This is a genomic window from Streptomyces sp. NPDC004134 (assembly GCF_042874195.1).
Lineage (GTDB): Bacteria > Actinomycetota > Actinomycetes > Streptomycetales > Streptomycetaceae > Streptomyces.
Map to the genome: position 1 here is coordinate 128,948 of NZ_JBIAMS010000007.1, position 23,488 is coordinate 152,435.

The following is a 23,488-nucleotide window of genomic DNA, read 5'->3' on the forward strand; positions in this document are numbered from 1 at the left end:
CGTCCGGCGGACGGCGGGCGGCGGACGAAGGTCCGCGCGGTGCGGCGCCAGTCGTCAGCCGCCGGCCGTCGGCGATCAGGTCTCGCGGTAGGCGACCTTGACGGCCATCTCCTTCAGCCGCTCCCGCCAGCCCGGTGCCAGCGGGGCGTTCTCCAGCGCCTTGTGGGCCGTCGCCACCAGGTCCTCGATGCGCTGTTCCACTTCCTCCCGCATCCCCGACGCCCGCAGCGCGTCGTGCAGGCGGTCCGCGTCCCAGTCGCCGCCGTCCGCGACCAGGCGGGCCACCTCCGCGTCCTTCGTCGCCGCCAGCGCGAGCAGCAGGTTCATCTTGTGCTGGCGGATGTCGAGGCCCGCCGGCTTGCCCGTGACCTCCGGGTCGCCGAAGGCGTCGAGGAGGTCGTCGCGGAGCTGGAACGCCTCGCCGGCCGCCACGCCGTACGCCTCGAAGGCGTCGTCCAGGTCGCCGCGGCCGGCGATGGTCGCGCCCAGGGCCAGCGGCCGGTGGATCGTGTACTGGCCCGACTTGCAGACGGCGACGTAGCGCGCCAGGGCCGGGTCCGGGACGAGTTCCGCGGCCAGCGACATGTCGAGCTGCTGACCGAAGATCATCTCGGTGCCGAGGTGGTTCCACACCCGGCGCGCCGGGCCCGACAGCGCCTCCACGGCCGTGTGGGCGTAGCCGTACGCCAGGTCGCCCGCGATGATCGCCGTGCCGTCGCCGTAGCGGCGGGGCTCGCCGGCCCAGCCCTGCTCCGCGTGCACGGCGGCGTGCTTCATGTGGACGGTGGGCCGGCCGCGGCGGGTCGGGGCGTTGTCCATCACGTCGTCGTGGATCAGGGCGAAGGCGTGCAGCAGTTCCAGTGCGGCACCCGCCGAGACGACCGCGTCCTCGGCCTGCGAGCCGTCGAGTTCGCCGCCGGCGGCCAGGTAGCCGCTGATGCAGAACGTCGGCCGCAGCCGCTTGCCGCCCGCCGCGACGAGGTGGGCGATCGCGTCGATCGGCCGGGTCATCCGGGCGTCGACGTCGTCCCACGTCTTGCGCTCCGCCGCCAGCAGGTCCTCGATCCGGGAGGAGACCCGGGTGAGGAGCCGTTTCGTGGCCACGCCCGGGTCCGCGGCGGGCTCCGCCCCGTCCTTCCCGTCCGTCGGGCGCGTCAGGCCCGCCGGCGGCCGGAACACCACGTTCTCCTGCGCGGTCACGACCGCATCGACCTCCCCGTAGCCCATTTCCGCGAGCCGTGCCATCACCTGCTCGACCAGCACCTCCGGCGCGCTGGCGCCCGAGCTGACGCCGACCGTCTCCGCGCCCTCCAGCCAGGCCGGGTCGAGCGAGTCGACGGACGGGAGCAGCCTCGCCGGGGTGCCCGCGGTCTCGGCCACCTCGACCATCCGTACGCTGTTGCTGGAGTTCTCCGAGCCGACGACCAGCACGAAGTCGCTCTCCGCCGCGATGGCCTTGACGGCGTTCTGCCGGTTCTGGCTCGCGTAGCAGATGTCCTCGCTGCCCGCGCCCACGATCCCGGGGAAGCGCTCCCGCAGGATGTCGACGATCTCCGACGTGTCGTCCACCGACAGCGTCGTCTGGGTGAGGAACGCCGACCGCGTGCCCTCGGGCAGCTCGATCCGCCGCGCCTCGTCCGCGTCCTCCACGATCAGCGTACGGTCCGGCGCCTCGCCGTACGTGCCCTCGATCTCCTCGTGGTCCGCGTGGCCGATCAGCAGCAGCGTCCGCTCGTCCCGCGCGAACCGCCGCGCCTCCTGGTGCACTTTCGACACCAGCGGGCAGGTCGCGTCGATCACGTTCAACTGCCGGTCCGCAGCGTTGCTGCGCACCTGCGGGGAGACGCCGTGCGCGGAGAAGATGCAGACCGCGCCCTCCGGCACCTCGTTCTCGGAGTCGACGAAGATCGCGCCGCGCTCCTCGAGTTCACGTACCACATGCTCGTTGTGCACGATCTGTTTGCGCACGTACACCGGTGCGCCGTGAATGTCCAGCGCACGCTCCACGATCTCTATTGCCCTGTCGACACCGGCGCAGAAGCCTCGGGGCTCGGCCAGGAGGACCCTGCCTCGGGGAGTTGGCATGTTCGCCTCTCGGTATTCTTCCTACATCTTCGAGGTCGACGCGGATGGGTCCCGTCCGTCGCCGGGAAATCCCCGTTCCGGCCATGGTGCCGTCAGCATCTGGTAGATGCCTTGTGCGGCACTGGGGGCTGAGTTGGTGCCGACTTGGGCCAACCGGACACGGCGGGTGCGGCGCATAGTGCCGGCCACCCGCCGCCGGCCGAACCCGACGCCAAGTGGACGCCAAGCGGATTCACAGTCCGGGCCCGTAGGCTCGGCGAAAATCGGGGGAGTGAGCAGCAGGCGGCGGCCACGGTCTGGGGACACCCTCCGATGAATGCCGATGTGCCGACCCGGCTCCACCCAGTCCGACCAGGCCCCCCACGTAGTCACTTGTGATCGACAAGCGGAGGATTCCATGTCCGGGGCTAACGACGTCGAACGTGTCTATTCCGCCATGGAGGAAGCGGCCGGCCTCCTGGGTGTGCCCGTCGCAAGGGAAAAGGTCCGGCCGGTCCTGACCGCGTACCAGGACGCGCTGGCGGACGCCGTCGTCGTCTTCTCGATGGCGGGCGGCCGCCGGGCGACGGAACTCGACTTCAGTATCTCGGTACCCACGGACCACGGCGACCCGTTCACCACGGCGCTGCAGCGCGGCCTTACCGAGAAGACCGGCCACCCCGTCGACAATCTCCTCGCGGAACTGCGCGAGGGATTCCCGCTCGGTATGTACGCCATCGACGGAATGGTCAGCACCGGATTCAAGAAGACGTACGCCTCGTTCCCGACCAACGAGCCGCAGCCGCTGGCCGATCTGCTCGACGTGCCGTCGATGCCGGCGAGTGCGCGGGCGAACGCCAAGCTCTTCGCGAATTACGGGCTCGACAAGGTCCAGATGGTTTCCGTGGATTACCCGAAGAGGCAGGTGAACCTGTACTTCAGCGAGTTGAACACGGATTATCTCCAGCCGGCGCAGGTGAAGGCGCTGGCCGCCGAGATGGGCCTGGTCGAGCCGACCGGGATGGGGCAGGAGTTCGCCAGCGGATCGTTCGCGGTGTACCCGACGCTGGGCTATGACACCGACGTCATCGACCGCCTCTGCTACGCCGTCATCAGCTCCGACCCGACCCTGGCCCCGACCAAGTCGGAGCCCGAGGTCACGCAGTTCTCGACGTACGCGAACAGCGCCCCCTACGCCTACGCGGGCGAGAACCGCACCCTCGTCTACGGGCTCACGTTGACGCCCAAGGAGGAGTACTACAAGCTCGGGTCGTACTACCAGATCACGGACTACCAGCGGAAGCTGGTCAAGGCGTTCGAGGCTCTGGACTGAGACACTCCGAGAACCGGGCGGCGGCATGTGCCGCCGCTCCCGCATGCTCCCCCGCCGCCCCGGGTCGCTCGTGGGCGGCGGGGTGTTCGGGTTCTGCCCCCCACCGAGGAGAGAGATGACCAAGAAGCTCCACGCCGCCCTCGTCACCGCCGCCGCGGCCGCCGCCGCCCTGCTGGCCGCCCCGGGCGCGTCCGCCCAGGCGATGGCCGACGGCTACGACCGCTGTCCGGCCGAGCACTACTGCCTCTTCTCCGGCCCGGACGGCACCGGCGACATGGTCGCCCTCCAGGACGACACCCCGAACCTGGCGGCGGTCGGCATGGACGACCGCGCCAAGTCGGACTGGAACCGGACGGGTCACTGGATCAACCTCTGGTCCGACGCCGACTACACCGGCTGCATGGCGGTCACCAGCCCGGGCGGCAAGGGCAACTTCTTCTCCTCGTTCCAGGACTTCTTCAGCTCGGTCGAGATCGACGAGCCGAACGGCATGTCCTGCTGACGGACGCCCGTACGCGCAGTACGCGCCGCAAGCCCCGCACGCCCCGCGCCGGGAACCCGACCGGCGCGGTGGCGCGCGCCGGTTCAGTCCGGCCCGTAGCGGATGACGTGCGTGGGCAGGACCGTGCGCCGCGGCGGCCAGGAGGCGGCGGGGCCGCCGTTGATGCGGTCGATGAGGAGCCGCGCGGCCTGCCGGCCCATCTCGTCCGCGTCGTACGACACGATGGTCAGCGGCATCCCGAGGACGTCGGCGAGGTCGAAGTCGTCGAACCCGGCGAGCGCCACCGGCAGGTCGAGGGAGCGGACCGCGCGGATGGCGCCCTGGGTGAGGCGGTTGTTGGTGCAGAAGAGCGCCGTGGGCGCGGTGCCGGAGCCCGGCGCGCCGCCCGGCGCCAGCAGCCCCCGCGCCTCCCGCTCCGCCGTCGCCACGTCCGTCAGCCCGCGCCGGACCAGCCCGTCGCCGGGCTCCAGGCCGGCCGCCTCGTGGGCGGCGCGGTAGCCGCGGTAGCGCTCGGTGCCGGTGTGGATGGCCGGCGGGTTGCCGAGGAAGCCGATCCGGCGGTGGCCCGCGGCGAGCAGCCGGGCGGTGGCGTCACGGGCGCCGCCGAAGTCGTCGACGAGGACGCAGTCCGCCTCCATGCCGGACGGTGGCCGGGAGGCCAGCACCACCGGCATGTCCCGCAGCGCGGCGGGCGTGAGATGGCTGTGGCTGCCGCCCGCCGGGACCACGATCATGCCCGCGACCTGCCGCGACGCCAGGTCCTCCACCAGCCCGCGCTCGCGGTCCAGTTGCTCGCCCGTGTTGCTGAGCAGCATGCTCAGCCCGTGCTGCGAGGCGACTTCCTGGACGCCGAGCGCGAGCCGCGAGTAGAAGGGGTTGGCGAGGTTGGTGACGATCAGCCCGATCATGCCGCTGCCGCCGAGACGCAGGCTGCGCGCGGTCGCGTTGAGCCGGTAGCCGAGGGCGTCGACGGCGGCCAGGACGCGCCGCCGGGTCTCCTCGCTGACCCGCGCGTCGTCCTTCAGCACCCGCGAGACCGTCATGGTGCTGACCCCGGCGCGGTTGGCGACGTCACGCATCGTCGGCGCCCCGGCGTCGCCCGGTCGCTGCTGGGACATGCCCGTTCCCTCCGCCCGCTCCACCCCGGTGTCCGCGGGCAGTCGGGGCCGCGAACCCGGCAATTCTAAGGAGGCGCCCCGGCGGTGGCGGCAGGGCGCCCGCCCTGGCCGTTCGCGTGCGCGCGATAGTGGCGGGGTGACCCGTGTACGCACCCGCCGTGCCGCCGCGGCCCTCGCCGGCGCCGCCGTCGTGCCCGCCGCCCTGCTCGTGACCCTGGTCGTCGCCCCCCGGGACGGCGGCGGGGCGCGGGAGCCCGCGCTGCCCCCGCCGGGCGCCGGGGTCGACTACCAGATCGGCGGCGCGTACGACCCGCCCCCCGGCGTGGAGGTCGTCGTCCGGGACCGCGGCGACGACCCGGCCCCCGGCGCGTACAACGTCTGCTACGTCAACGCCTTCCAGGCCCAGCCAGGCGCCGAGGACCGGTGGGACCCCGACCTGCTGCTGCGCGACGCGGCAGGCGAGGTCGTCTACGACGAGGACTGGGGCGAGGCCGTGCTCGACCTGCGCACCGCGGGCAAGCGCGAGCGCATCGCGGCAAAGGTCGGCCGCTGGATCGACGGCTGCGCCGAGCGCGGCTACCAGGCCGTCGAGCCCGACAACCTGGACACGTACACCCGCTTCCCGCGCCTGCTGACGGCCGGCCACGCCCGCGCGTACGCCGCGCTCCTCGCCGGCCGCGCCCACGACCGCGGGCTGGCCGTCGCGCAGAAGAACACCGCGGAGCTGGCCCCCGACCGGGCGCGTACCGGGCTGGACTTCGCGGTCGCGGAGGAGTGCGGCGAGTACGACGAGTGCGCCGCCTACGCCGCGGCGTTCGACGACCGGGTGCTGGTCGTCGAGTACACGCCGGGCGGGCTCGCGGCGGCCTGCGGGCAGTGGGCCGACCGCCTGAGCATCGTCCGCCGCGACCGCGCGGTCTCTCCCGAGGGCGCCGCGGACTACGTCCGCGAGACCTGCTGAGCGCCGGCCGCCTCGGGCTCCTTGGCGTAGGCGGACTCGGCCTCCGCCGCGGGCTCCGGCTCCCGCTCCGGGCGCGGCGTCGCGAGCAGTGACGTCAGGCACGCCGCGGCCAGCAGCACGGCCGCCCCCACCGCCAGCGCCGTCGTGTAGCCGTGCACCGTGGCCGCCGTCGCCGTGGTGCCGGCCGCCGACGCGAGGTGCGCGGCGGCGGCGCTCGCGGCCAGGGTGTTGAGCAGCGCCGTGCCCAGCGCGGCGCCCAACTGCTGGGACGCGTTGTACGCCGCCGAGGCCGCGCCGATCTCGTGCGGGCGCATGTGCGCGGTGGCCAGCGCCGCCGTCGGCGGCATGACGCAGCCGAGGCCGAGGCCGGTGAGCACCAGCGCCGGTACGAGGTACGCCCCCAGCACCGCCGAGGTGTCCGCCGTCAGCCGGGTGAGGATCAGCATGCCGAGCGCCGCCGCGACCAGCCCCGGCACGATCAGCGCCGCGGGCGCGACCCGCCCGTGCAGCCGCCCCGCGACGAGCATGGAGCCGGCGAGCGCGGCGGCGGCGTTCACGATGAGCGTGAGCCCCGACTCCACCGGCGAGTAGCCGAGGACCGTCTGCGTGTAGTAGCTCATGAACAGGTAGAAGCCGAACATCGCGACGAACATCAGCGTGATCGCCGCGAACGCCCCGCCCCGCGCCCGGTGCAGGAGTACCCGCATCGGCAGCAGCGGGTGCGGCGCCCGCAGTTCGACGGCGGCGAACGCCGCCAGCAGCAGCACCCCGGCGCCGAGCAGCGCGAGCACCTTCGGGTCGCCCCAGCCGTGCGGTTCGGCCTCGCTGAAGGCGTAGACGACGGCGGCGAAGCCGGCGGTGCTGAGCAGCGCGCCCGGCACGTCGAGCCGGCCCGTGGCGCGCAGCGGCGGGGCGTGCGGCACGAACGCGGTGCCGAGGGCGGCGAGGAGTGCCACGGGCACGTTGACGTACAGGCACCAGCGCCAGCCCGCGTACTGCGTCAGCAGCCCGCCCGCGATCAGGCCGACCGCCGCACCCGCCGCGCCGACCGCGGCGAACACCCCGAAGGCGCGCCCGCGTTCGCGTGTCTCCGTGTACGTCGTGGTCAGCAGCGAGAGACCCGCGGGCGCGAGGAGCGCGGCGAAGACGCCCTGGAGCGCGCGGGCGCCGAACAGCATCCCGGGCCCCGTCGCGGCCCCGCCGAGGGCGGAGGCGGCGGCGAAGCCGACGAGTCCCGCGGCGAACGCGCGGCGGTGGCCGAGGAGTCCGCTGACCCGGCCGCCGATCAGCAGCAGGCCGCCGAAGGCGAGGGCGTACGCGGTGACGGCCCACTGGCGGTTGGCGTCGGTCATGCCGAGCGACTGCTGGGCGGAGGGCAGGGCGATGTTCACGATCGTGCTGTCCAGCACGACGAGCAACTGGGCCGTGCTGACGGCCAGCAGGGTCCACCAGCGGCGCCGGCCCCCGGCGCGCGCGTGCGTCTCATCCGGCACGGGATCCATCCTTCTCTAACGGCGTATGGGACTCCCTAACGACGTTAGGGAACGTCGCACACCGTACTACACTGGGCCGGGTGGGTAGCGAGAGAAAGCCGCGTGACCAGCGGAAACGTGGTGCAGGGGACGAGGCTCGGAGCATCTGGCTGCGCCCCGGGCGGACGTCGGCCAGGGGCGAGCCGCCGCTGACCCGGGCACGGATCGGGACCGCGGCCGTCGCGCTGCTGGACGAGGACGGCATCGACCGGCTCACCATGCGCCGCCTCGCCGACCGGCTCGCGGTCGTCGCGCCCTCTCTGTACTGGCACGTCGACACCAAGGACGACGTCGTCGACCTCGCGGTGGACGCGATCTTCGGCGAGGTGGAGCCGCCCGTGGCCGGATCCGCTGCCGGGTCCGCTGCCCTGACCCCTGCCGGGACCCCGGACGAGACCGCGGCCGCGGACCCGGACTGGCGCGAGGGGGTCGCCGCCGTGCTCGGCACCTGGCGCGCCGTGCTGCTGCGCCACCCCTGGGCCGCCGCCGTCCCGGCCCGCCGCAAGCCCGGCATCGGCCCCCACTTCCTCGCCTGGATGGAGGTGCTGCAGGCCACGCTCGTACGGGCCGGCTTCACCGGACGCGACCTCCTCGCCGCCACCTGGGCGCTGCACAACCACGTCCTCGGCTCCGCCTCCACGCAGGTGGCGCTGGACGTCACGGCCGAAGAGCGGGACATCGCCCAGGAGCGGGTGCGCGCCGCCGCCGACCGGTACCCGACGCTCGCCGCCAGCGACTACCTCCGCGACGACGACTGGAACGGCACCTTCGCCGCCGGGCTGGACTTCATCCTCGACGGCCTGGAGGTTCGGCTGGCGCGTACGTCCGCGCGGGGGGCGTAACGCGTTCGCGGTGACCGGGATCTGCTGTCGGCGTAGCGATGCTGTGCCGGGTCGGGATCGGTGCTTGGGTGCGGGGATGGACATTCTCGTGCTGGGCGGTACGGCCTGGGTGGGCCGGGAAGTGGCGCAGCTGGCGCTCGCGCGGGGGCACCGGGTGACGTGCCTCGCGCGCGGCGAGAGCGGCGGGGTGGCGGACGGGGCGGAGCTGGTGGCCGCCGACCGGCGGGCGCCGGGCGCGTACGACGGCCTGCCGGCGCGTACCGCGGACCGCCCCTGGGACGCCGTGGTCGAGGTGTCGTGGCAGCCCGGCTTCGTCCGCGGCGCCCTCGCCGCGCTCGCCGACGTCGCCCGGCACTGGACCTACGTCTCCTCCGGCAACGTCTACGCCACCCACCACCGGCCGGGCGCCGACGAGTCCGCGCCGCTGATGGAGCCCACCGACCTCGACGAGGTCGACCGCGAGCTGTACGGCGAGGCCAAGTCGGCCTGCGAGCAGGCCACCCGGGCGGCGGTCGAAGGCGACCGGCTCGTCGTCGCCCGCGCCGGCCTCATCGGCGGCCCCGGCGACCACACCGGCCGTACGGGCTACTGGGTCGCCCGCGCCGCCCGCGACCCGGAGGCCCCGATGCTGGTCCCCTCGGGGCCGCATCTGTCGACGCAGGTGGTGGACGTCCGCGACCTCGTCGGCTGGCTGCTCGACAACGCGGAGGCCGGCCTCGCCGGCACGTACGACACGGTCGGCCCGGTCGTCTCGCTGGAGGACTGGATCCGGCTGTCGCGGGAGGTCGGCGGGCACACCGGCCCGGTGGCGGCGGCCGGTTCCACGTGGCTGCGGGGGCAGGGCGTGGAGCAGTTCATGGGGGCCGAGTCGCTGGCGATGTGGCTGGACGAGCCGGGCTGGGAGGGCTTCACGGCGCGCAGCGGCGCCGCGGCGGTGGCGGCGGGGCTGACGCACAGGCCGCGCGCGGAGCTGCTGGCGGACACCCTGGCGTGGGAGCGGGAGCAGGGTCTCCACCGGCCGCGGAGGGCGGGTCTGAGCCCGGCCCGGGAGCGGGAGCTGCTGGCGGCGCTGGCGGCGGCGGAGGCGTAGAGCCGCGGCCTGCGGGGGCGCGGAAGTCGCGGGGGCGTGGGGCGTGGGGGCGCCCAACTGCCGTAGGGAAGCCGGTTGTCGGTGGGGCGGCCTACCCTGGGGCGGGAGTGCGGGGGCATAACGGGTAGGCGGGTGTGCGAGGTGCATATCGGGTAGGGCGGGTCCGGGGGGACATTCGGGCCGGGAGACCGGCACGGTGCGCTCCGCCCAGCCGGGCGCACCGTGCCGGCCGGTCATCGGCCCGTACTCTCTCCGCCTACCCCGTCGTGAAGGTGAAGGCGTCGATGTCGAGCAGGTTCCCCTGCCCCGTCGGTCCCGCGAACCGCAGGTACAGCGTCGTCGCCCCCGGCGGCGCCGCGGTCAGCGAGGCGCTGACCTCCTGGTAGTTCTCCCAGCCGCCGGTCGGCGGGACCGTCAGGGTGCCGAGCAGGCCGCCCGTCGGCGAGCCCGTACGGACCTCGATCGTGCCGCCGGGACCGCCGGAGGCGACCCGCGCGCCGATGCCGGTCACGTTGTTCAGCGCGTACGGCTCGAACGACACCCAGTCGCCGTTGTCCGTGAACCCGACCGTCGCACCGCCCTCCGCGCCGCCGTGCCCGGCGATCTGGATGCCGGACATCGCGCCGAAGTGCTCGGCCTGCCGGTGCCGCGGCTGGAGGGTGCGGGTGCTGGTGCCCGTCAGCCCGCCGGAGTCGGTGTACTCGGCCTTGAAGACCCCGTACAGGTTCGCCGCGGTGTCGTGCTCGCCGTCCTCCGGGACGCTGATGGTGCCGCTGCAGCCGTTCGACGAGGTGATCTCGTGGGTGTGGCTGTCGTGCCCGAGCGAGTACGCCACCCGGACCTTCGCGCAGTCGACGGCACCGTCCTCCGGGTCGCTCGCCGCCACGGTGAACGGCACGTCGTCGCCGAAGGAGAACAGCCGCCCGTCACCCGGTGTCTGCAGCGTCACCGTCGGCGCCGTGTTGCCCGCCGTCACCACCAGGCTCGCCGTGCCCGTCAGGCCCTCGGGGTCGGTGACGGTGAGGGTCGGGGTGAAGGTCCCGGCGGAGGTGTACGTGTGCGAGGGGTTCGCCTGGTCCGAGGTGGCGCCGTCGCCGAAGTCCCAGCGGTACCCGAGCGCCCCGCCCTCCGGGTCCGCGCTGCCCGCGGAGCTGAACTTCACGGTCAGCGGCGTGCCGCCCGAGGTGCGGTCGGCGGCCGCCTGGGCGACCGGGTTGCGGTTGGAGCCCGCGAGGTACTCGATGCGGTACAGCGCCTGGTTGCCGCTCCCGGAGCCGTAGTCGAGGACGTACAGCGCGCCGTCGGGGCCGAAGTCGGTGTCCATGACCTGCGTGCCGTCCCACGGGAAGTCCTCGATCACCCCGGGGGAGCCGTTCTGGCCGACCTCGATGGCCTTGATCCACTGCCGGCCCAGCTCGCCCGCGAAGTACCGGCCGTCCAGGGACTCGGGGAACTTCACGTCCGAGTCCAGGTCCGGGTCGTAGCGGTAGACCTCGCCGCCCATCGGGGACTCCGAGCCGCCGCCGAACTCCGGCGGGCTGCCCGCGTCGCCGCCGTAGCGGATCCAGGCGGGCTTGGCCGGGGGGAGCCTGTCCTGCCCGGTGTTGTGCGGGGAGTTGTTCACCGGGCCGCCGGCGCAGTCGTACTTCGCGCCCGAGGGGCCGTTGGGGAAGGTGAACTCGTTGTACGTCTCCGCCGCGGTGTTCGTGCCGGTGCAGTACGGCCAGCCGTAGTTGCCGGGACCGGTGAGGCGGTTGAACTCGACCTGGCCGCTGGGCCCGCGGTTCGGGTCGCTGCCGCCGGCGTCCGGGCCGTAGTCGCCGAGGTAGACGACGCCGGTCTCGCGGTCGACGGACATCCGGAACGGGTTGCGGAAGCCCATCGCGTAGATCTCGGGACGGGTCTCGGGCGTGCCGGGTGCGAAGAGGTTCCCGGACGGGACCGTGTAGCCGTCGGCCGTGGGCTTGATCCGCAGCACCTTGCCGCGCAGGTCGTTGGTGCTGCCGGAGGAGCGCTGGGCGTCGAACTGCGGGTTGGTGCCGGCCCGCTCGTCGATGGGGGAGTAGCCGCTGGAGGCGAAGGGGTTGGTGTCGTCGCCGGTGGTCAGGTACAGGTTGCCCTGGGCGTCGAAGTCGATGTCGCCGCCGACGTGGCAGCACTGGCCGCGGTCGTTGGGGACTTCGAGGATGACCTTCTCGCTGCCCAGGTCCAGCGTGTTGTCCGCCTTGAGCGTGAACCGGGAGAGGTTCAGGTGGCCCTTCCAGCGCTCGAAGTCGGCGGGGCTGCCGGTGGTGGGAGCGTCGCCGGGCGGGGTGTCGAGCGTGGGCGAGTAGTACAGGTAGAGCTGCCGGTTGGCGGCGAACCCGGGATCGGCGGCGACGCCCTGAAGGCCCTCTTCGTCGTGGCTGTAGACGTCGAGCTTTCCGGCGACCTTGGTGTTGCCGGCCGCGTCGGTGACCCGGACCGTGCCGTCGCGCGCGGTGTGCACCACCGCGCGGTCCGGCAGCACGGCCAGCGACATCGGCTCGCCCATCTCGGCCGGACCCGAGGCCAGTTGGACGTGCTGGTAGTCGCCGGGGGGTATGTCGGCCGCGGCGCCCGCGGCCGGGCTGCCGGCGGCGACCGCGCCGCCGCCGAGCACGAGCGCGAGGACGGCCAGCAGCCGCGGGGCACGGCCGGGTCTGTCCACCCGTCTCGGCCGGGACCGGCGGTGGGGGGTGCGTCTCATCGGGTTCCTTCCTGGTGCCTGAGTGGTGACGGTTCGTACGAGGGCACGGGGCCCCCGGGTCGTTGCGGGGCACAGGGCCCGGGTCGTTGCCGGGGCGCGGAGCCCCGGGTCGTACGGTTCACAGGGCCCGCAGGGCCGTCCCGCCGCGCAGCCTCGGGGTGAACGCGGCGTGGAAGATCGTGGAGGCGGCGCCCACCGCGGCGGCCTCGGGGCCGAGCACCGACCGCTCGACGTCGACGTGCCGCAGCCGGCGCGCGGTGGGGAAGTCGTTGACCATCTCGCCGATGTGGGACAGGTACAGCGGGGCGGCCGGGTCGGTGAAGAACGGCCCGCCGAGGACGACGAGGTCGATGTCGAGCAGGTCCACCAGGCTCGTGGTGCCCTGCCCGACGGCCCGCGCCAGGTCCCGTACCGCGGCGGTGGCGGCCGGGTCGCCGGCCGCGGCGGCCTCGGTGACGGCGCGGTAGCCGGCGGTGGTGCCGGCCAGCGCGGCGTCGAGCGGGAAGCCGTGCCGGGCGGCGAGCCGGGAGAGCCCCAGCGGCGGGTTGCACTCGGGCAGCACCTCGGGCCGGCCGCCGCGCTCGGTGCGGCCGAGTGCGACGGCGCACAACTGGCCGAACTCGCCGGCGTTGGCGCTGGTGCCGCGGTGCAGGTCGCCGTTGAGGTAGAGGCCGGAGCCCACGCCCGTACCGAGGTAGACGTACGCGAAGTCGCGGGCGCGCCGGTCGCGGCCGATCCACCGCTCGCCCGCCGCCGCGGCGGCCGCGTCCTTCTCCATGATCAGCGGGCACTGGAAGTGGTCCTTGAGGAGGTAGAGCAGCGGCAGGTCCGTCCACACCGACATCAGCGGCGGGTCGAGCACCGTGCCGGAGTCGGTGTCCACGGGACCGGGGACGGCCACCCCGATGCCGAGGAACCCTCCGGGCCGTACCGCGCCGCGGGCGTCGGCCAGCACACCGCGGCCGAGTTGGGCCACCTGCCTGACCAGCACGTCGGGATCGGCCGTCGGGTGTACGGGCCGGGTGCGCTCGGCGACGATGGCGCCGTCCAGGTCGATGACGACGGCGGTGAAGACCTCCGGGTCGATGTGGATGCCCACGGCGTGCGCCGCCTCACCCCGCAGCCGCACGGGCGTGCGCGGCTTGCCTGAGGTCGCCTGGCGGCGGTTCTCCTCGACGAGGATGCCGCGGGCCAGCAGCGAGCGGGCGATCCGGGACACCGACTGCTGGGTCAGCCCGGTGCGGTGGGCGATCTCGCCGCGGGTGACGGTGCCGGCGAGGCGGACGGCCTCGATGACCACGCACTCGTTGAACGAGCCGAGGTCGATGTGGTTCGCCCCGCCGGCGGCCTCCCGCCGCCCCGCCCCCGCCCCGCCCCCGGAGCGGCCGCGGGGGCGGGGCGGGGCGGCGTGGCTGGCGATGGACTCGCGCAGCCACTGCAGCGGCTCGCCGGGGGGACGCCGGGCGTACGCCTCGACGGCGCCGGCGAGGTCGAGGTAGACGCGGCGGGAGGACTCGGGGTGGCGGGAGCTGTCGAGGGCGACCAGGGCGCGGAGGTAGCTGCGCCAGGTGCAGGTGGCGGGGATGCCGTGGAGGGTGGCGGGGGGCGAGGCTTCGGGGCGGATGGCGGGCGGCGGCTGCGCGGGGCCGGGGGTGGCCGCGCGGGCGGTCGCCGGGCCGGGCGCCGGGCCGGTTGCCGCGCCGGTTGACCGAAGGGCCGTGGGCGGGGCGGCCGTTCGCGCGGCCGCCTGGCCGGAAGCCCGGGGGATCGAGGGGGCGGGCACGGGACCGGGTGCGGCCGGCGGGGAGGCGTGCGGGTGGGCTGCCGCGGGGTCCGCGGTCCAGAGCGTGAGCGCGTACAACTCGATACGCGGGTGGCGCCTGCGCGCCTTCGTGAGGAACGCGGCGAGCGCCCGGTGCGGCGCCGGCGGGCGGCTGCCGGCGACGGCGCCGGGCAGCGCGTCGCAGGCGCGGTCGAGCCCGGCGAGCACGTCGGCGCCCACGGCGCTGCCGGCCGGCCGCGGCTGCGCGGCGGCGCCGGTCCTGGCGCCGGCGAGGAGTACGGCGCCGTGGGCGTCCGCGTACAGGCCGACGACCCAGATGTCGGAGCCGGGCAGCGGCGGGTCGGCCGGCGGGTGGTCCGACCAGCGGCGCCGGATGGCGGCCACGGTGGCGTGGGACAGGCCCAGTTCGCGGCCCACGGCCCGGGAGGCGGCGGCGCCGTCGCTGGCGAGGAGCGTACGGGCGATGACCTCTGCCTCGTCGACGGTGGCGGGACGCCCGGGGCGGGCGCGGTGCCGCAGCCCGGCGATGCCCTCGTCCGCCCACTTGTGCCGCCAGGTGCCGACGGTCTGCCGGGAGACGCCGAGCCGCCGGGCGATGTCGGTGTCCCGCATGCCCTGCCCGGCCAGCAGCACGATCCTGGCCCGCAGTTCGAGCGCCCCGCCCTCGGCCGCCCACTGCCGCAGCAGACCGGTGTCCTCGGCGGAGGGACGGGCGGCGGGCATTGCCGCGGGCATTGCCGCGGGTATGGCGGCGGAGGGCGGTGCGGCAGCGGTGACGGTCGCCTGCTTGTGGGGGTGCATGGCGTGGCCTTCCTGTCCAGCTCGTGCCGCACATGTAAAACCAGGTGTGTTATTAAGTCAACGGCCCGTCCTCTCCTTTTAGTTGCGGGCCTGTAAAAGCCGCTGGTGAATTGTCAGGGGAATTAAAAGACGCCCGGCGCAATGCTGGAAAGAAACGGCCTGACAACCGGACCCCGGGGGCCCGGACCCGCGGCGCACATCGCGGGCCCGGGCGGCATTCCGGGCGGGTCAGCCGAAGGTGTACGTCTGGCCCGCCACCGCGTCGACGACCTGTTCGCCGCCGGGGAGGAGGTCGCTGCGCAGGGTGAGCCGGCGCGTCCGGCTCGCGTGCAGGGCGATGCGGGTGGCGCGGCCGCCGGTCCAGGTGATGTCGAGGGTGGCGCCGCCGCGGGCGCGCAGGCCGCGTACGGAGCCCGAGGGCCAGGCGCCCGGGAGGGCGGGGAGCACCTCGATGGGGCCGTGCTGGCTTTGCAGCAGCATTTCGGCGATGCCCGAGGTGGCGCCGAAGTTGCCGTCGATCTGGAACGGCGGGTGGTTGTCCCAGAGGTTCGGCAGCGTCGAGGACTTGAGTTGTTCGCTCAGCATCTTGTGCGCGTGGTCGCCGTCCGTGAGCCGGGCCCAGAAGTTGATCTTCCAGGCTTTGCTCCAGCCCGTACCGCCGTCACCGCGCGCGGTGAGCGACACCTTCGCCGCCTCCGCCCACTGACTGCCCACCTCGATCTGCCGCCCGGGATGCAGGGCGAAGAGGTGGGAGACGTGCCGGTGGTCGTTGTTCTGGTCGTCCAGGTCCGCCTTCCACTCCTGCAACTGCCCCCAGCGGCCGATCCGCAGGCCGGGGTCGAGGGCGGCGAGGGTCTGTTCCAGGCGGGTGCGGAAGTCGGGGCTGTCGCCGAGGGTCTGCGCCGCCTCCAGGGTGTTGGTCAGCAGGTCGTACACGATCTGCTGCGACATGGAGCAGCCCGCGGTGAAGTTGCCCTGCTCGGGCGAGTAGCTGGGGGTGACGACGAGCTTGCCGTCGCGCGGGTCGGTGCGCAGGTTCGCCAGCCAGAACTCGGCGGCCTCCTTCATCACCGGGTACGCGGTGGTGCGCAGGTAGTCCGTCGAGCCGTCGAAGAGGTAGTGCTCGTACATCTGCTGCGTCAGCCAGGCCGCGGCCTCCGGGAACCAGAAGGACGACGCCCAGTCGTGCACGCCGGTGAAGCCGAAGGGGTTGGTCTCGTTGTGCACCACCCAGCCGCCGGTGGTGTAGATCTCCCGCGCCGAGACGCGGCCGGGGGCGCGCAGGGCCTCGACGAACTCGTCGTACGGAATGGTGGTCTCGGCGAGGTTGGTGATCTCGGCGGGCCAGTAGTTCATCTGCAGGTTGATGTTGACGTGGTAGTCGGCGCTCCACGGCGGGTTGGTGACGTTGTTCCACACGCCCTGCAGATTCGCCGGCGTCGACCCGGGCCGCGACGAGGCGATGAGCAGGTAGCGCCCGTACTGGAAGAACAGCGCCTCCAGCGCCCGGTCGGCGGCCGAGCCGCTGCCGTAGCCGGCGAGGAGCCGGTCCGTGGGCTGCGCCGGCTGCTGCTGGCCGATGTCGAGCGCGACCCGGTCGAACAGCCCGCGGTGGTCGGCGACGTGCCGCTGCCGCAGCGCGCCGTGGCCCGCCTGGACGGCCCGGTCGACGGCGCCGGTGACGCGGTCGTGCGGGTCGGCGCCGCGGTAGTCCGGATACGCGTCCGCGTAGTCGGTGCCCGCGGCCAGCACGAACCAGGCGCTGTTCGCGCCGCTCACCGTCAGCGTGCCGTTCCCGCCCGACACGTTGCCGCCCTCGGTCAGCAGCCGTATCTGCGCCTCGAACACCATCCCGTTGTCCTGGAGCGTGCCGCGGATGGTGAGCCGGTCGCCGCTCGCGGTGGCCCGGAAGTCGTTGCGCGGCGAGGTGTAGCGCAGGGTGAACGCCACCCGCCCCGGCTGGCTGGCCGTCAGCCGGCCCACGGCGACCCCGTCGGGCTGCGAGACGAAGTACTCGCGGCGGTGGTCCGCCCCCTGGTGCGCGTACGCGACGGCCGCCACGCCCTCGGCGAGGTCCAGGTCGCGCCAGTACGAGCCGTCGGGCCCGCCGGGCGCCGACGGGTGGTCGAGCAGCAGCTCGCCGAGGATCTGGTACGCGCCGAAGCCGTGCTTGGACTGGCCGAGTCGCTGCGCGACGGTCTCGGGGCTGAGCTGCCCTTCGGCGTCGAGCCGGTCCTGCACCGCCTTGAGCGCGCCGGGCCGCGGGTCGCGCCAGTTGCCGAAGTCGTAGCCGCCGCCGGAGCCGGGGCCGCCGGTCCACAGCGTCTTCTCGTTGAGCGTCAGCCGCTCGGAGGCGAGCGTGCCGAACACCCCGACGCCCAGGGCCCCGTTGCCCAGCGGCAGCGACTCGCGCTCCCAGTCGGCGGCGGGCTTGTCGTACCAGAGGCGCCAGGCGTCACCGGGGTCGGCCGCCGCGCGGCGGGCGGCGTACGCGAGGGCGGGGGTGCCCAGCGTGAGGGCGCCCGCGGCGGCGAGGGCGGATTTCACGGTGGTTCTGCGGGTGATGTCTCCGGACATGTCCACTCACCTCGAAGGTCGTTCGTGCGACGGAAGGACTCGGGTGGTGCGGGCGCCGGGGCGCGGCGCCGGGAGGCGCGGGGCGCGCCGGCGTGCGGGCAGGGGCGCCCGCCGGACCCGCCCGCGGGGGCGGTACGGGCGAGCCCGGCGGGGCGCGATCAGGGCCGCGGCGGCGTGGGCCGGTTCGGCGTCAGGGCGAGGCTGCCCTTCAGCATCCGGCCGCCGTCCGCGGTCAGCCGCAGGTAGTAGTCCGAGGAGCAGGAGGTGCCGTCCTCGTCCAGCGCGCGGATGCCCGAGCCGGAGGGCACCTGGGACGCGTTCTCCGCGGTCTTGGCGATCTGGTTGGCCTCGTTGTACTCGTCGAACATGGAGATGTAGACGCCCGCGACGTCCAGCCGGACCATGTGGTAGAACTGCCGCCACATCAGGTCGCCGTGCGCGCGGTGGCCGCTCTGCAGATCGCCGGGGATGATGCAGGGCTGGTAGTCGATGCCGTGCGCGTCGCAGTCCGCCTTGTCGGGGCCGTTGACGTTGTTAAAGAAGTGGTCGGCCCCGCCGACGTCGGAGATCCGGCCGACCATCCACGGCGAGATCATGTGGAACGCGCGGTACACGTCGAGGAAGCCGGGACGGGAGTCCGACTGGCCGGTGCGCCAGTGCGTGGGGACGCCGCCGATGACGTAGCAGCCCTGGTTCTTGAACCAGTTGACGACGTCCAGGCAGGGGCCCGGCGTGAAGGGGCGGCCGTCGTCGTTGAAGCCGAAGCCCCAGATGCACACGACCGGCTTGCCGTTCTGCATCGCGTACGCTCCGGACGACGTGTACGCCTTCATCTTCGTCGTCCAGTCCTCCTTGATCTGGGACTGCATCTGCGTCCAGGAGGTGACGTCGTACATGATGTAGAACTTCCGCCCGTGCCTCTCCGCCGCCGCGCGCACCTTCGCGGCCATGCCGTCGCGCGTGGCGCCCTCGCCGCCGAAGGGGTTGAAGCGCTGCAGGGCGGCGGTGTCGCAGTCGTGCTCGGCCATCCAGCGGAAGTGCGTGTCGACCGTCTGGTCGTCCCAGGAGGAGAACAGGGTGGCGGGACCGCCGCCGTTGAGGTTCGCGTAGGCGGTGGGGTACGTGTGCTCGTACTCCCGCATGTCCGGCCAGGACGCGATGGTCGTGTTGTCCGGGGACGGCGGCCGGCTCATGTCGCGGCTCCAGTGCCACCACCCGTTGATCGGCGCGCCGTCGCCGGGGCAGGCGAACCACCCCTGGTAGCCGACGGTCACCTTGCCGACCACGTCGCCCACGGGGCTCGCGGCGGGCCGCGCGGCGGCCTTCGCCGCCGCCGCGGGCTCCTCGGCGGCGCCGGCGAGCCGGGTGGAGAACACGCCGCCCGCGGTCGCGGCGGAGGCGGCGGTGCCGGAGAGGATGAGCTTGCGTCTGGAAATCGTCACGAGGGCTTACCTCACGTTCGGGTCTGCGGTGGGGGAATTCCCGGCGGCGGCGAAAGATGCCGCGCCAAGGGACGCGAGCCGTAACGTAGTCGGGCGTAAGTCGCGTAGCAAGAGGTCCGACGAATTGAATTCGATTTCCCAACCCGATTCCCTGTCAGGCCATTTAATTGACGAAATGGGGCCCGCCGGTAAATCAGTCCACGACCTTGATCTTCTTCATCGTGGGCTGCGAGATGACCCGGGCGACGCCCGGGATCCCGATGATCTTCCCGGTCTGGAACTGCTCGTACGCCGCGTAGTCCGCGACCAGCACCCGCAGGAAGTAGTCCGGGGTGCCGAACACCCGCCGGAACTCCACCACCTCGTCGTACGCGCCGATCGTCGCCTCCAGCCCGGCGAGGGTGTCCAGATCGCTCACCGACACCTCGATCGACACGATCACCTCGAGCCCGCGCCCCGCCGCCTCCTCGTCCACCCGCGCCCGGTAGCCCGTGATGATCCCGGCCTCCTCCAGCCGCTTCACCCGGCGCAGGCAGGGCGGCGGCGTCAGGCCGACGCGGCGGGCCAGCTCGACGTTCGTCAGCCGGCCGTCCCGCTGGAGCTGGCGCAAAATTTCACGATCAAGCTCATCAAGTTTTCTTTCATTGCTCACAGCCCCACATTAGCGCCACAATCCGCAACCATATGAGCCGCGGAAGTTTCTAGGATCGACACATGCCGCACCAGCTACGCGCCGACCTCTCCCGGGCGCTCGCCGACTCCGGGTCCGTCGGGCTCGGCGCCTTCCCCATGGGCGTCGCGTTCGGCGTCCTCGTCGTCCACTCGGGCCTGGACTGGTGGTGGGCGAGCGTCTTCTCGGGCCTGATCTACGCCGGTTCGCTGGAGTTCCTCTTCCTCGGCCTGGTGCTGGCCGCCGCGCCGCTGGGGCAGATCGCGGTGACGGCGTTCACGGTCAACTTCCGGCACGTCTTCTACGCCCTGTCCTTCCCCCTGCACCGCGTCCGCGGCCGCGCGGCCAGGGCGTACAGCACCTTCGCACTCTCCGACGAGGCGTACGCCGTCACCGCGCACCCCGCCGCCCAGTCCTACCCGGGGCGCCGCGTGCTGTGGCTCCAGGTCTTCATCCACCTCTACTGGGCCGGCGGCGCCACGGCCGGCGCCCTGCTCGGCGCCGCCGTCCCCGCGGGCGTCGAGGGCCTGGACTTCGCCGTCACCGCGCTCTTCACCGTGCTGGCCCTCGACGCGCTCCGCGACCGGCCCGGGCCCGCCGTGCCCGCGCTGGCGCTGGGCTGCGCGCTGGCGGCGCGGTTCGCGGTGCCGGGCGGGCAGCTCTTCGCCGCCTTCGTGCTGTTCGCCGCCGCGCTCCTCGCCCGCTACGCCGTCGTACGGCGCCGGGAGGCGGGCGCACGTGCCTGACGCCCCCGCCGCCGGGTACCTGCTCGCCGCCGTCGCGGTCGCCGTCGCCGTCACCTGGGCGCTGCGCGCGCTGCCGTTCGCCGCGCTGGCGCCGCTGCGGTCCAGCCCGCTCGTGGCGTACCTCGACGCGGCGATGCCCGTGGGCGTCATGGTGATCCTCGCCGCCTACACCCTGCGCCACCTCACCCCCCGCGACCCCGGGGCGGCGTGGCCGACGGTGCTCGCGCTGGCGGCCACCGTGGCCGTCCACCTGTGGCGGCGGAACGTGCTGCTGTCGATACTCGGCGGCACGGCGGTCCATGTGGTGCTCGCCAGCGCGGTGTTCTGAAGCCCTCCGACGTCTGCGCCGGTGTTGTCCGGGTAGGCGGCGAATCGCCGGGGAGAAGTGGATTGCTCTCGACTCCCGTGCGGGAAAGGGGCTTTGCCGCCCGCACGTGCCGCGGCCCGGCGGACGAATCCGCCGGGCCGCGAGAGATGCGGTGCCGATCAGCCGCAGGTGACCTTCGGGTCCGCCCAGTCCGCGTGGTCGTAGCTGATGCCGTCGCCGCCGTCCGCCACCTCCAGGGTGAGGAGGCCGACGCCGGTCACGTCGGCCGTCACCGGCTGCGCGGCGTCCGTGCCGCGCAGGGTGCCGGTCGTCGTCAGCTCGGTGCCGTCGCCGAGGACCCGGAAGCTCACCGAGCCGCGGTCGCCGACCTCGTCGTCCACGCCGACCTGCGCGGTGAAGGAGGTGCACGCGCCGCCGAGGTACACCGTCACGCGGGACGGCGCGTGGGCGCCGAGGCCCTTGGCGTACGTCGTGCCGCCGATGGTCAGCGGCGCGCCGTCGCCGGCGCCGTTGTCGCCGACGCTGGTGTCGATCTCGACCGGGCCCCAGCCGTTCGACGCGGTGAGCAGGTGCAGGTCGCCGACGTGCGCGTCGCCTTGCGGCACCGGCGGGGCGACCAGCACCCGCACGGCCCGCTCGACGTGCACCCGGGGCTCCGCGGGACCCGCCCCCGGCGCGCGGTACTCCGCGACGACGGGCACGTCCACGTACCCGGGCTCCGCCGACTCCGGCACCCGCACCTTCCAGCTTCCCGACAGCGCCTGCCCCGGCTGCAGCGCCGCGCGCGCCACGTCCGCGCCCGCCGCCGTCCAGCCGGTCCGCGGCCGGGCGCCGAGGGTGGCGTTCCGCAGCGTCGCGGACTCCCCGTCGGCGGCGGCGAAGCGGCCGGTGACCTCGATCTCGTCGCCGGGCGCCGCGGTCGCCGTGTCCGGAGTGACCGCGAGCCCGGTCGCGGGCGTGGTCCGTACCGGCTCGTCGCACGTCGTCCGGCCGCGCTCGGCGGCGCAGACCAGCGCCACGAACCCGCCGTTCTCCGCCACCGGCACCGTCAGCCGGGCGTCCCCTTCGACCCTGCGGGTCTCGCGGGCCAGCCCGTCGGCGCCGTCCGTCACCAGCTCCACGAGCAGCCGCTCGCCGTCGTCCGTCCCGAGCCGGCCGAGGTCCACCTCGGCGGTCCCGGCCGCGCCCGCGTGGATGCCGCCGACGAACCAGCGGTCGCCCGCGCGCCGCGCCAGCACGGCGTCGTCGCCGGGCCGCCCGCCGAGGTAGCGGGTCTCGTCCCACACCGTGGGCAGTTGGTCGAGCACGCGCTCGGCCCCGGGCAGCGTGGCGTACGTCTCCGGGCTGTCCGCGGGGTGCTGGAGCCCGGACTCGTACACGACGGGCAGCGCCAGCTCGTGCGCGTCGCTGTGCGTCCTGTTGGTCATGGAGAAGGTGCCGGGCGTGACGTCGGCGGAGCCGACGACGTTCCGGGTGAACGGCAGCATCGTGTTGTACGTGGGCGTGAGCGGCTGGTTGAAGGAGTAGTACTCGTGCCCGCGCACCGCCTCGTACGTCATCAGGTGCGGCCAGGTGCGCTGGAGGCCCTTCGGCAGCGTCGCGCCGTGGAAGTTGACGAGCAGCTTGTGCCCGGCGGTGGCGGCGAGCACGTCCTCGTACCAGGCGTGCCTGCCGACGCCCTCGGGCTCGCCCCCGCCGGAGTTCATGAAGTCGACCTTGACGCCCTTGACGCCCCAGTCGTTCAGCTCGCCGAAGACGGTGTCCATCTCCTGCGGAGTGTCCACCTCCCACCAGCGGAACCACAGCAGGATGTCGACGCCCTTGGTGCGCGCGTACCGCACCAGCTCCGGCACCCACTCGCGGCTCCAGCCCTCGTCGACCAGGGTGTACTCCCAGCCGTGCGCGGCCGCGTAGTCGACGTAGTCCTTCTGCCGCTCGAAGTCCCGCGGGCTGTCGTGCTCGACGAGCCAGGACCAGGAGACGGTGCCGGGGCGGATCCAGGAGGTGTCGGAGAACTCGGCGTCCGGCGCGAGGTCGCTGACGAGCGTCGACTCGGTGACGGTCGCCAGGTCCCCGACGATCGCGGTACGCCACGGGGTCGCCAGGTCGCCGGGGGAGACGACCTCGGCCTCGGCGAGCGCCACGTCGTACGCGCCGCTGCCGGCGGCGTGCGCGAGCTTGCTGCCGGGGTACGTGGAGTCCATGCCGGACTCGGTGAGCAGTACGTAGTCGTCGGCGGCGACCTCGAAGAGCGCGGGGTAGCCGTAGTCGTCCGCGGCGGCGCCGCCCGCGGTGGTCTCGCCGCGTACCTCCTCGTACCAGGAGGTGTGCGGCAGCAGCCAGGCCGGCGCGTCGGCGGGCAGCCGGTAGCCGCTGGCCTCGCCGGTGACGACGGTGCCCTTCGAGTCGGGCAGTTCGTAGCGGAACGCGACGCCGTCGCGGGCGACGCGGACGACGAGGTCCATGCGCACGCCGCCGTCGCCGCGCAGCGCGAAGCGGGACTCCGTCATGGGGGAGTCCACGCGGCGCTGCTTGCCGGTGGTCATCTCGTACCGCTCGCGCACGCTGCGGTCGTCGCGGCCGAGGACGTCGAGCCCGCGGGTCAGGTCGGCGCCCTCGGTGCGCAGGCCCAGCGGGGAGCCGGGGAGGACTTCGTCCGCGCCCCGGCGGACGGTGAGCGTGAGGGCGCCGGTCGCGTCGTCGCGTACGACGTCGGCGGTGAGTTGATCTTTGTTGCCTTGTGGTGCGGCCACGGTCCAGACATCGGAGGTCGTGGCCGTACGGGTCGGGGAGTCGGGGACGGGCGTCGCCACGGCGGGCGACAGCCAGGCGGTGGCCAGGACAGTCAACGCGGTCAGCATGGTGCCGGCCGGCCGCCGTCCCAGCGGGCCGAGGATGGGCACGGGTGCTCCTTACACATCGGATGAGCAGGAGGAACCGATGAACTGACGTGTTGCACTCTGTTGGTTCG

The 23,488-nt window shown here is 73.7% G+C and carries 16 protein-coding genes; 7 read left to right on the forward strand and 9 right to left on the reverse strand.

Annotation, left to right across the window (positions count from 1 at the left end):
• Positions 1-75: 75 nt before the first annotated feature.
• A complete protein-coding gene (locus ACFYVJ_RS12370) occupies positions 76-2,085 on the reverse strand; it encodes a 4-hydroxy-3-methylbut-2-enyl diphosphate reductase (RefSeq protein WP_388889609.1) in 2,010 nt (669 codons plus the stop codon).
• Positions 2,086-2,482: 397 nt separating this feature from the next.
• Between ACFYVJ_RS12370 and ACFYVJ_RS12375 the strand changes: the two genes are divergently transcribed.
• A complete protein-coding gene (locus tag ACFYVJ_RS12375; protein WP_388889611.1) occupies positions 2,483-3,397 on the forward strand; it encodes an aromatic prenyltransferase in 915 nt (304 codons plus the stop codon).
• A 115-nt stretch (positions 3,398-3,512) separates the two neighbouring features.
• Complete coding sequence (locus tag ACFYVJ_RS12380; RefSeq protein ID WP_388889613.1) at positions 3,513-3,899, forward strand: peptidase inhibitor family I36 protein; 387 nt, start codon at positions 3,513-3,515, stop codon at positions 3,897-3,899.
• An 83-nt stretch (positions 3,900-3,982) separates the two neighbouring features.
• Here the strand turns inward: ACFYVJ_RS12380 and ACFYVJ_RS12385 are convergent, their stop codons facing one another.
• The gene (locus ACFYVJ_RS12385) at positions 3,983-5,017 is read right to left on the reverse strand and encodes a LacI family DNA-binding transcriptional regulator (RefSeq protein WP_388889616.1); all 1,035 of its coding nucleotides are present in this window, start codon (positions 5,015-5,017) and stop codon (positions 3,983-3,985) included.
• 136 nt (positions 5,018-5,153) lie between these two features.
• Here ACFYVJ_RS12385 and ACFYVJ_RS12390 point away from each other — a divergent pair, with 136 nt between their 5' ends.
• A complete protein-coding gene (locus ACFYVJ_RS12390; protein ID WP_388889619.1) occupies positions 5,154-5,978 on the forward strand; it encodes an endo alpha-1,4 polygalactosaminidase in 825 nt (274 codons plus the stop codon).
• On the opposite strand, the gene ACFYVJ_RS12395 is transcribed toward ACFYVJ_RS12390, so the two are convergent.
• On the reverse strand, positions 5,957-7,480 hold the full coding sequence (locus ACFYVJ_RS12395) for an MFS transporter (protein WP_388889622.1): 1,524 nt from the start codon (positions 7,478-7,480) through the stop codon (positions 5,957-5,959). The two genes, ACFYVJ_RS12390 and ACFYVJ_RS12395, sit on opposite strands and share 22 nt — an antisense overlap.
• A 71-nt stretch (positions 7,481-7,551) precedes the next feature.
• On the opposite strand from ACFYVJ_RS12395, the gene ACFYVJ_RS12400 reads away from it, so the two are divergent.
• Positions 7,552-8,352, forward strand: coding sequence for a TetR/AcrR family transcriptional regulator C-terminal domain-containing protein (locus ACFYVJ_RS12400; protein WP_388889625.1), 801 nt, complete (start codon positions 7,552-7,554; stop codon positions 8,350-8,352).
• Positions 8,353-8,428: 76 nt separating this feature from the next.
• The gene (locus ACFYVJ_RS12405) at positions 8,429-9,442 is read left to right on the forward strand and encodes an oxidoreductase (protein ID WP_388889627.1); all 1,014 of its coding nucleotides are present in this window, start codon (positions 8,429-8,431) and stop codon (positions 9,440-9,442) included.
• Between the two features lie 256 nt (positions 9,443-9,698).
• On the opposite strand, the gene ACFYVJ_RS12410 is transcribed toward ACFYVJ_RS12405, so the two are convergent.
• The 5 genes from ACFYVJ_RS12410 to ACFYVJ_RS12430 all read right to left on the reverse strand — a co-directional run bounded on the left by ACFYVJ_RS12410 (position 9,699) and on the right by ACFYVJ_RS12430 (position 19,425).
• Positions 9,699-12,170: a PQQ-dependent sugar dehydrogenase gene (locus ACFYVJ_RS12410; protein ID WP_388889630.1), complete on the reverse strand. Its 2,472-nt coding sequence runs from the start codon at positions 12,168-12,170 to the stop codon at positions 9,699-9,701.
• A 118-nt stretch (positions 12,171-12,288) separates the two neighbouring features.
• Positions 12,289-14,754: an ROK family protein gene (locus ACFYVJ_RS12415; protein WP_388889633.1), complete on the reverse strand. Its 2,466-nt coding sequence runs from the start codon at positions 14,752-14,754 to the stop codon at positions 12,289-12,291.
• Positions 14,755-14,982: 228 nt separating this feature from the next.
• Complete coding sequence (locus ACFYVJ_RS12420) at positions 14,983-17,331, reverse strand: glycoside hydrolase N-terminal domain-containing protein (RefSeq protein WP_388889635.1); 2,349 nt, start codon at positions 17,329-17,331, stop codon at positions 14,983-14,985.
• A gap of 158 nt (positions 17,332-17,489) precedes the next feature.
• Positions 17,490-18,773 carry a glycoside hydrolase family 71/99-like protein gene (locus ACFYVJ_RS12425; RefSeq protein WP_388889637.1) on the reverse strand — a complete coding sequence of 428 codons (1,284 nt, stop codon included), beginning with the start codon at positions 18,771-18,773 and terminating at the stop codon, positions 17,490-17,492.
• Between the two features lie 193 nt (positions 18,774-18,966).
• Entirely contained in the window at positions 18,967-19,425 is a 459-nt protein-coding gene (locus ACFYVJ_RS12430; protein WP_181787001.1) for an Lrp/AsnC family transcriptional regulator, read from the reverse strand.
• 62 nt (positions 19,426-19,487) lie between these two features.
• Here ACFYVJ_RS12430 and ACFYVJ_RS12435 point away from each other — a divergent pair, with 62 nt between their 5' ends.
• Positions 19,488-20,189 (forward strand): AzlC family ABC transporter permease, encoded by a 702-nt coding sequence (locus ACFYVJ_RS12435; RefSeq protein WP_388889639.1) that lies wholly within the window; start codon positions 19,488-19,490, stop codon positions 20,187-20,189.
• Positions 20,182-20,517, forward strand: coding sequence for a branched-chain amino acid transporter permease (locus ACFYVJ_RS12440; RefSeq protein ID WP_125936279.1), 336 nt, complete (start codon positions 20,182-20,184; stop codon positions 20,515-20,517). The genes ACFYVJ_RS12435 and ACFYVJ_RS12440 overlap by 8 nt, the downstream gene beginning before the upstream one ends.
• Positions 20,518-20,675: 158 nt before the next feature.
• Here the strand turns inward: ACFYVJ_RS12440 and ACFYVJ_RS12445 are convergent, their stop codons facing one another.
• The gene (locus ACFYVJ_RS12445; RefSeq protein ID WP_388889643.1) at positions 20,676-23,420 is read right to left on the reverse strand and encodes a glycoside hydrolase family 97 catalytic domain-containing protein; all 2,745 of its coding nucleotides are present in this window, start codon (positions 23,418-23,420) and stop codon (positions 20,676-20,678) included.
• Positions 23,421-23,488 lie beyond the last annotated feature (68 nt).

Bases quoted from the DNA above. Each gene is read 5' to 3' on its own strand.
- ACFYVJ_RS12395 (WP_388889622.1), bottom strand. From the start codon at position 7,480: ATGGATCCCGTGCCGGATGAGACGCACGCGCGCGCCGGGGGCCGGCGC.
- ACFYVJ_RS12385 (WP_388889616.1), bottom strand. From the start codon at position 5,017: ATGTCCCAGCAGCGACCGGGCGACGCCGGGGCGCCGACGATGCGTGAC.
- ACFYVJ_RS12380 (WP_388889613.1), top strand. From the start codon at position 3,513: ATGACCAAGAAGCTCCACGCCGCCCTCGTCACCGCCGCCGCGGCCGCC.
- ACFYVJ_RS12435 (WP_388889639.1), top strand. From the start codon at position 19,488: ATGCCGCACCAGCTACGCGCCGACCTCTCCCGGGCGCTCGCCGACTCC.
- ACFYVJ_RS12375 (WP_388889611.1), top strand. From the start codon at position 2,483: ATGTCCGGGGCTAACGACGTCGAACGTGTCTATTCCGCCATGGAGGAA.
- ACFYVJ_RS12415 (WP_388889633.1), bottom strand. From the start codon at position 14,754: ATGCACCCCCACAAGCAGGCGACCGTCACCGCTGCCGCACCGCCCTCC.
- ACFYVJ_RS12410 (WP_388889630.1), bottom strand. From the start codon at position 12,170: ATGAGACGCACCCCCCACCGCCGGTCCCGGCCGAGACGGGTGGACAGA.
- ACFYVJ_RS12420 (WP_388889635.1), bottom strand. From the start codon at position 17,331: ATGTCCGGAGACATCACCCGCAGAACCACCGTGAAATCCGCCCTCGCC.
- ACFYVJ_RS12370 (WP_388889609.1), bottom strand. From the start codon at position 2,085: ATGCCAACTCCCCGAGGCAGGGTCCTCCTGGCCGAGCCCCGAGGCTTC.
- ACFYVJ_RS12405 (WP_388889627.1), top strand. From the start codon at position 8,429: ATGGACATTCTCGTGCTGGGCGGTACGGCCTGGGTGGGCCGGGAAGTG.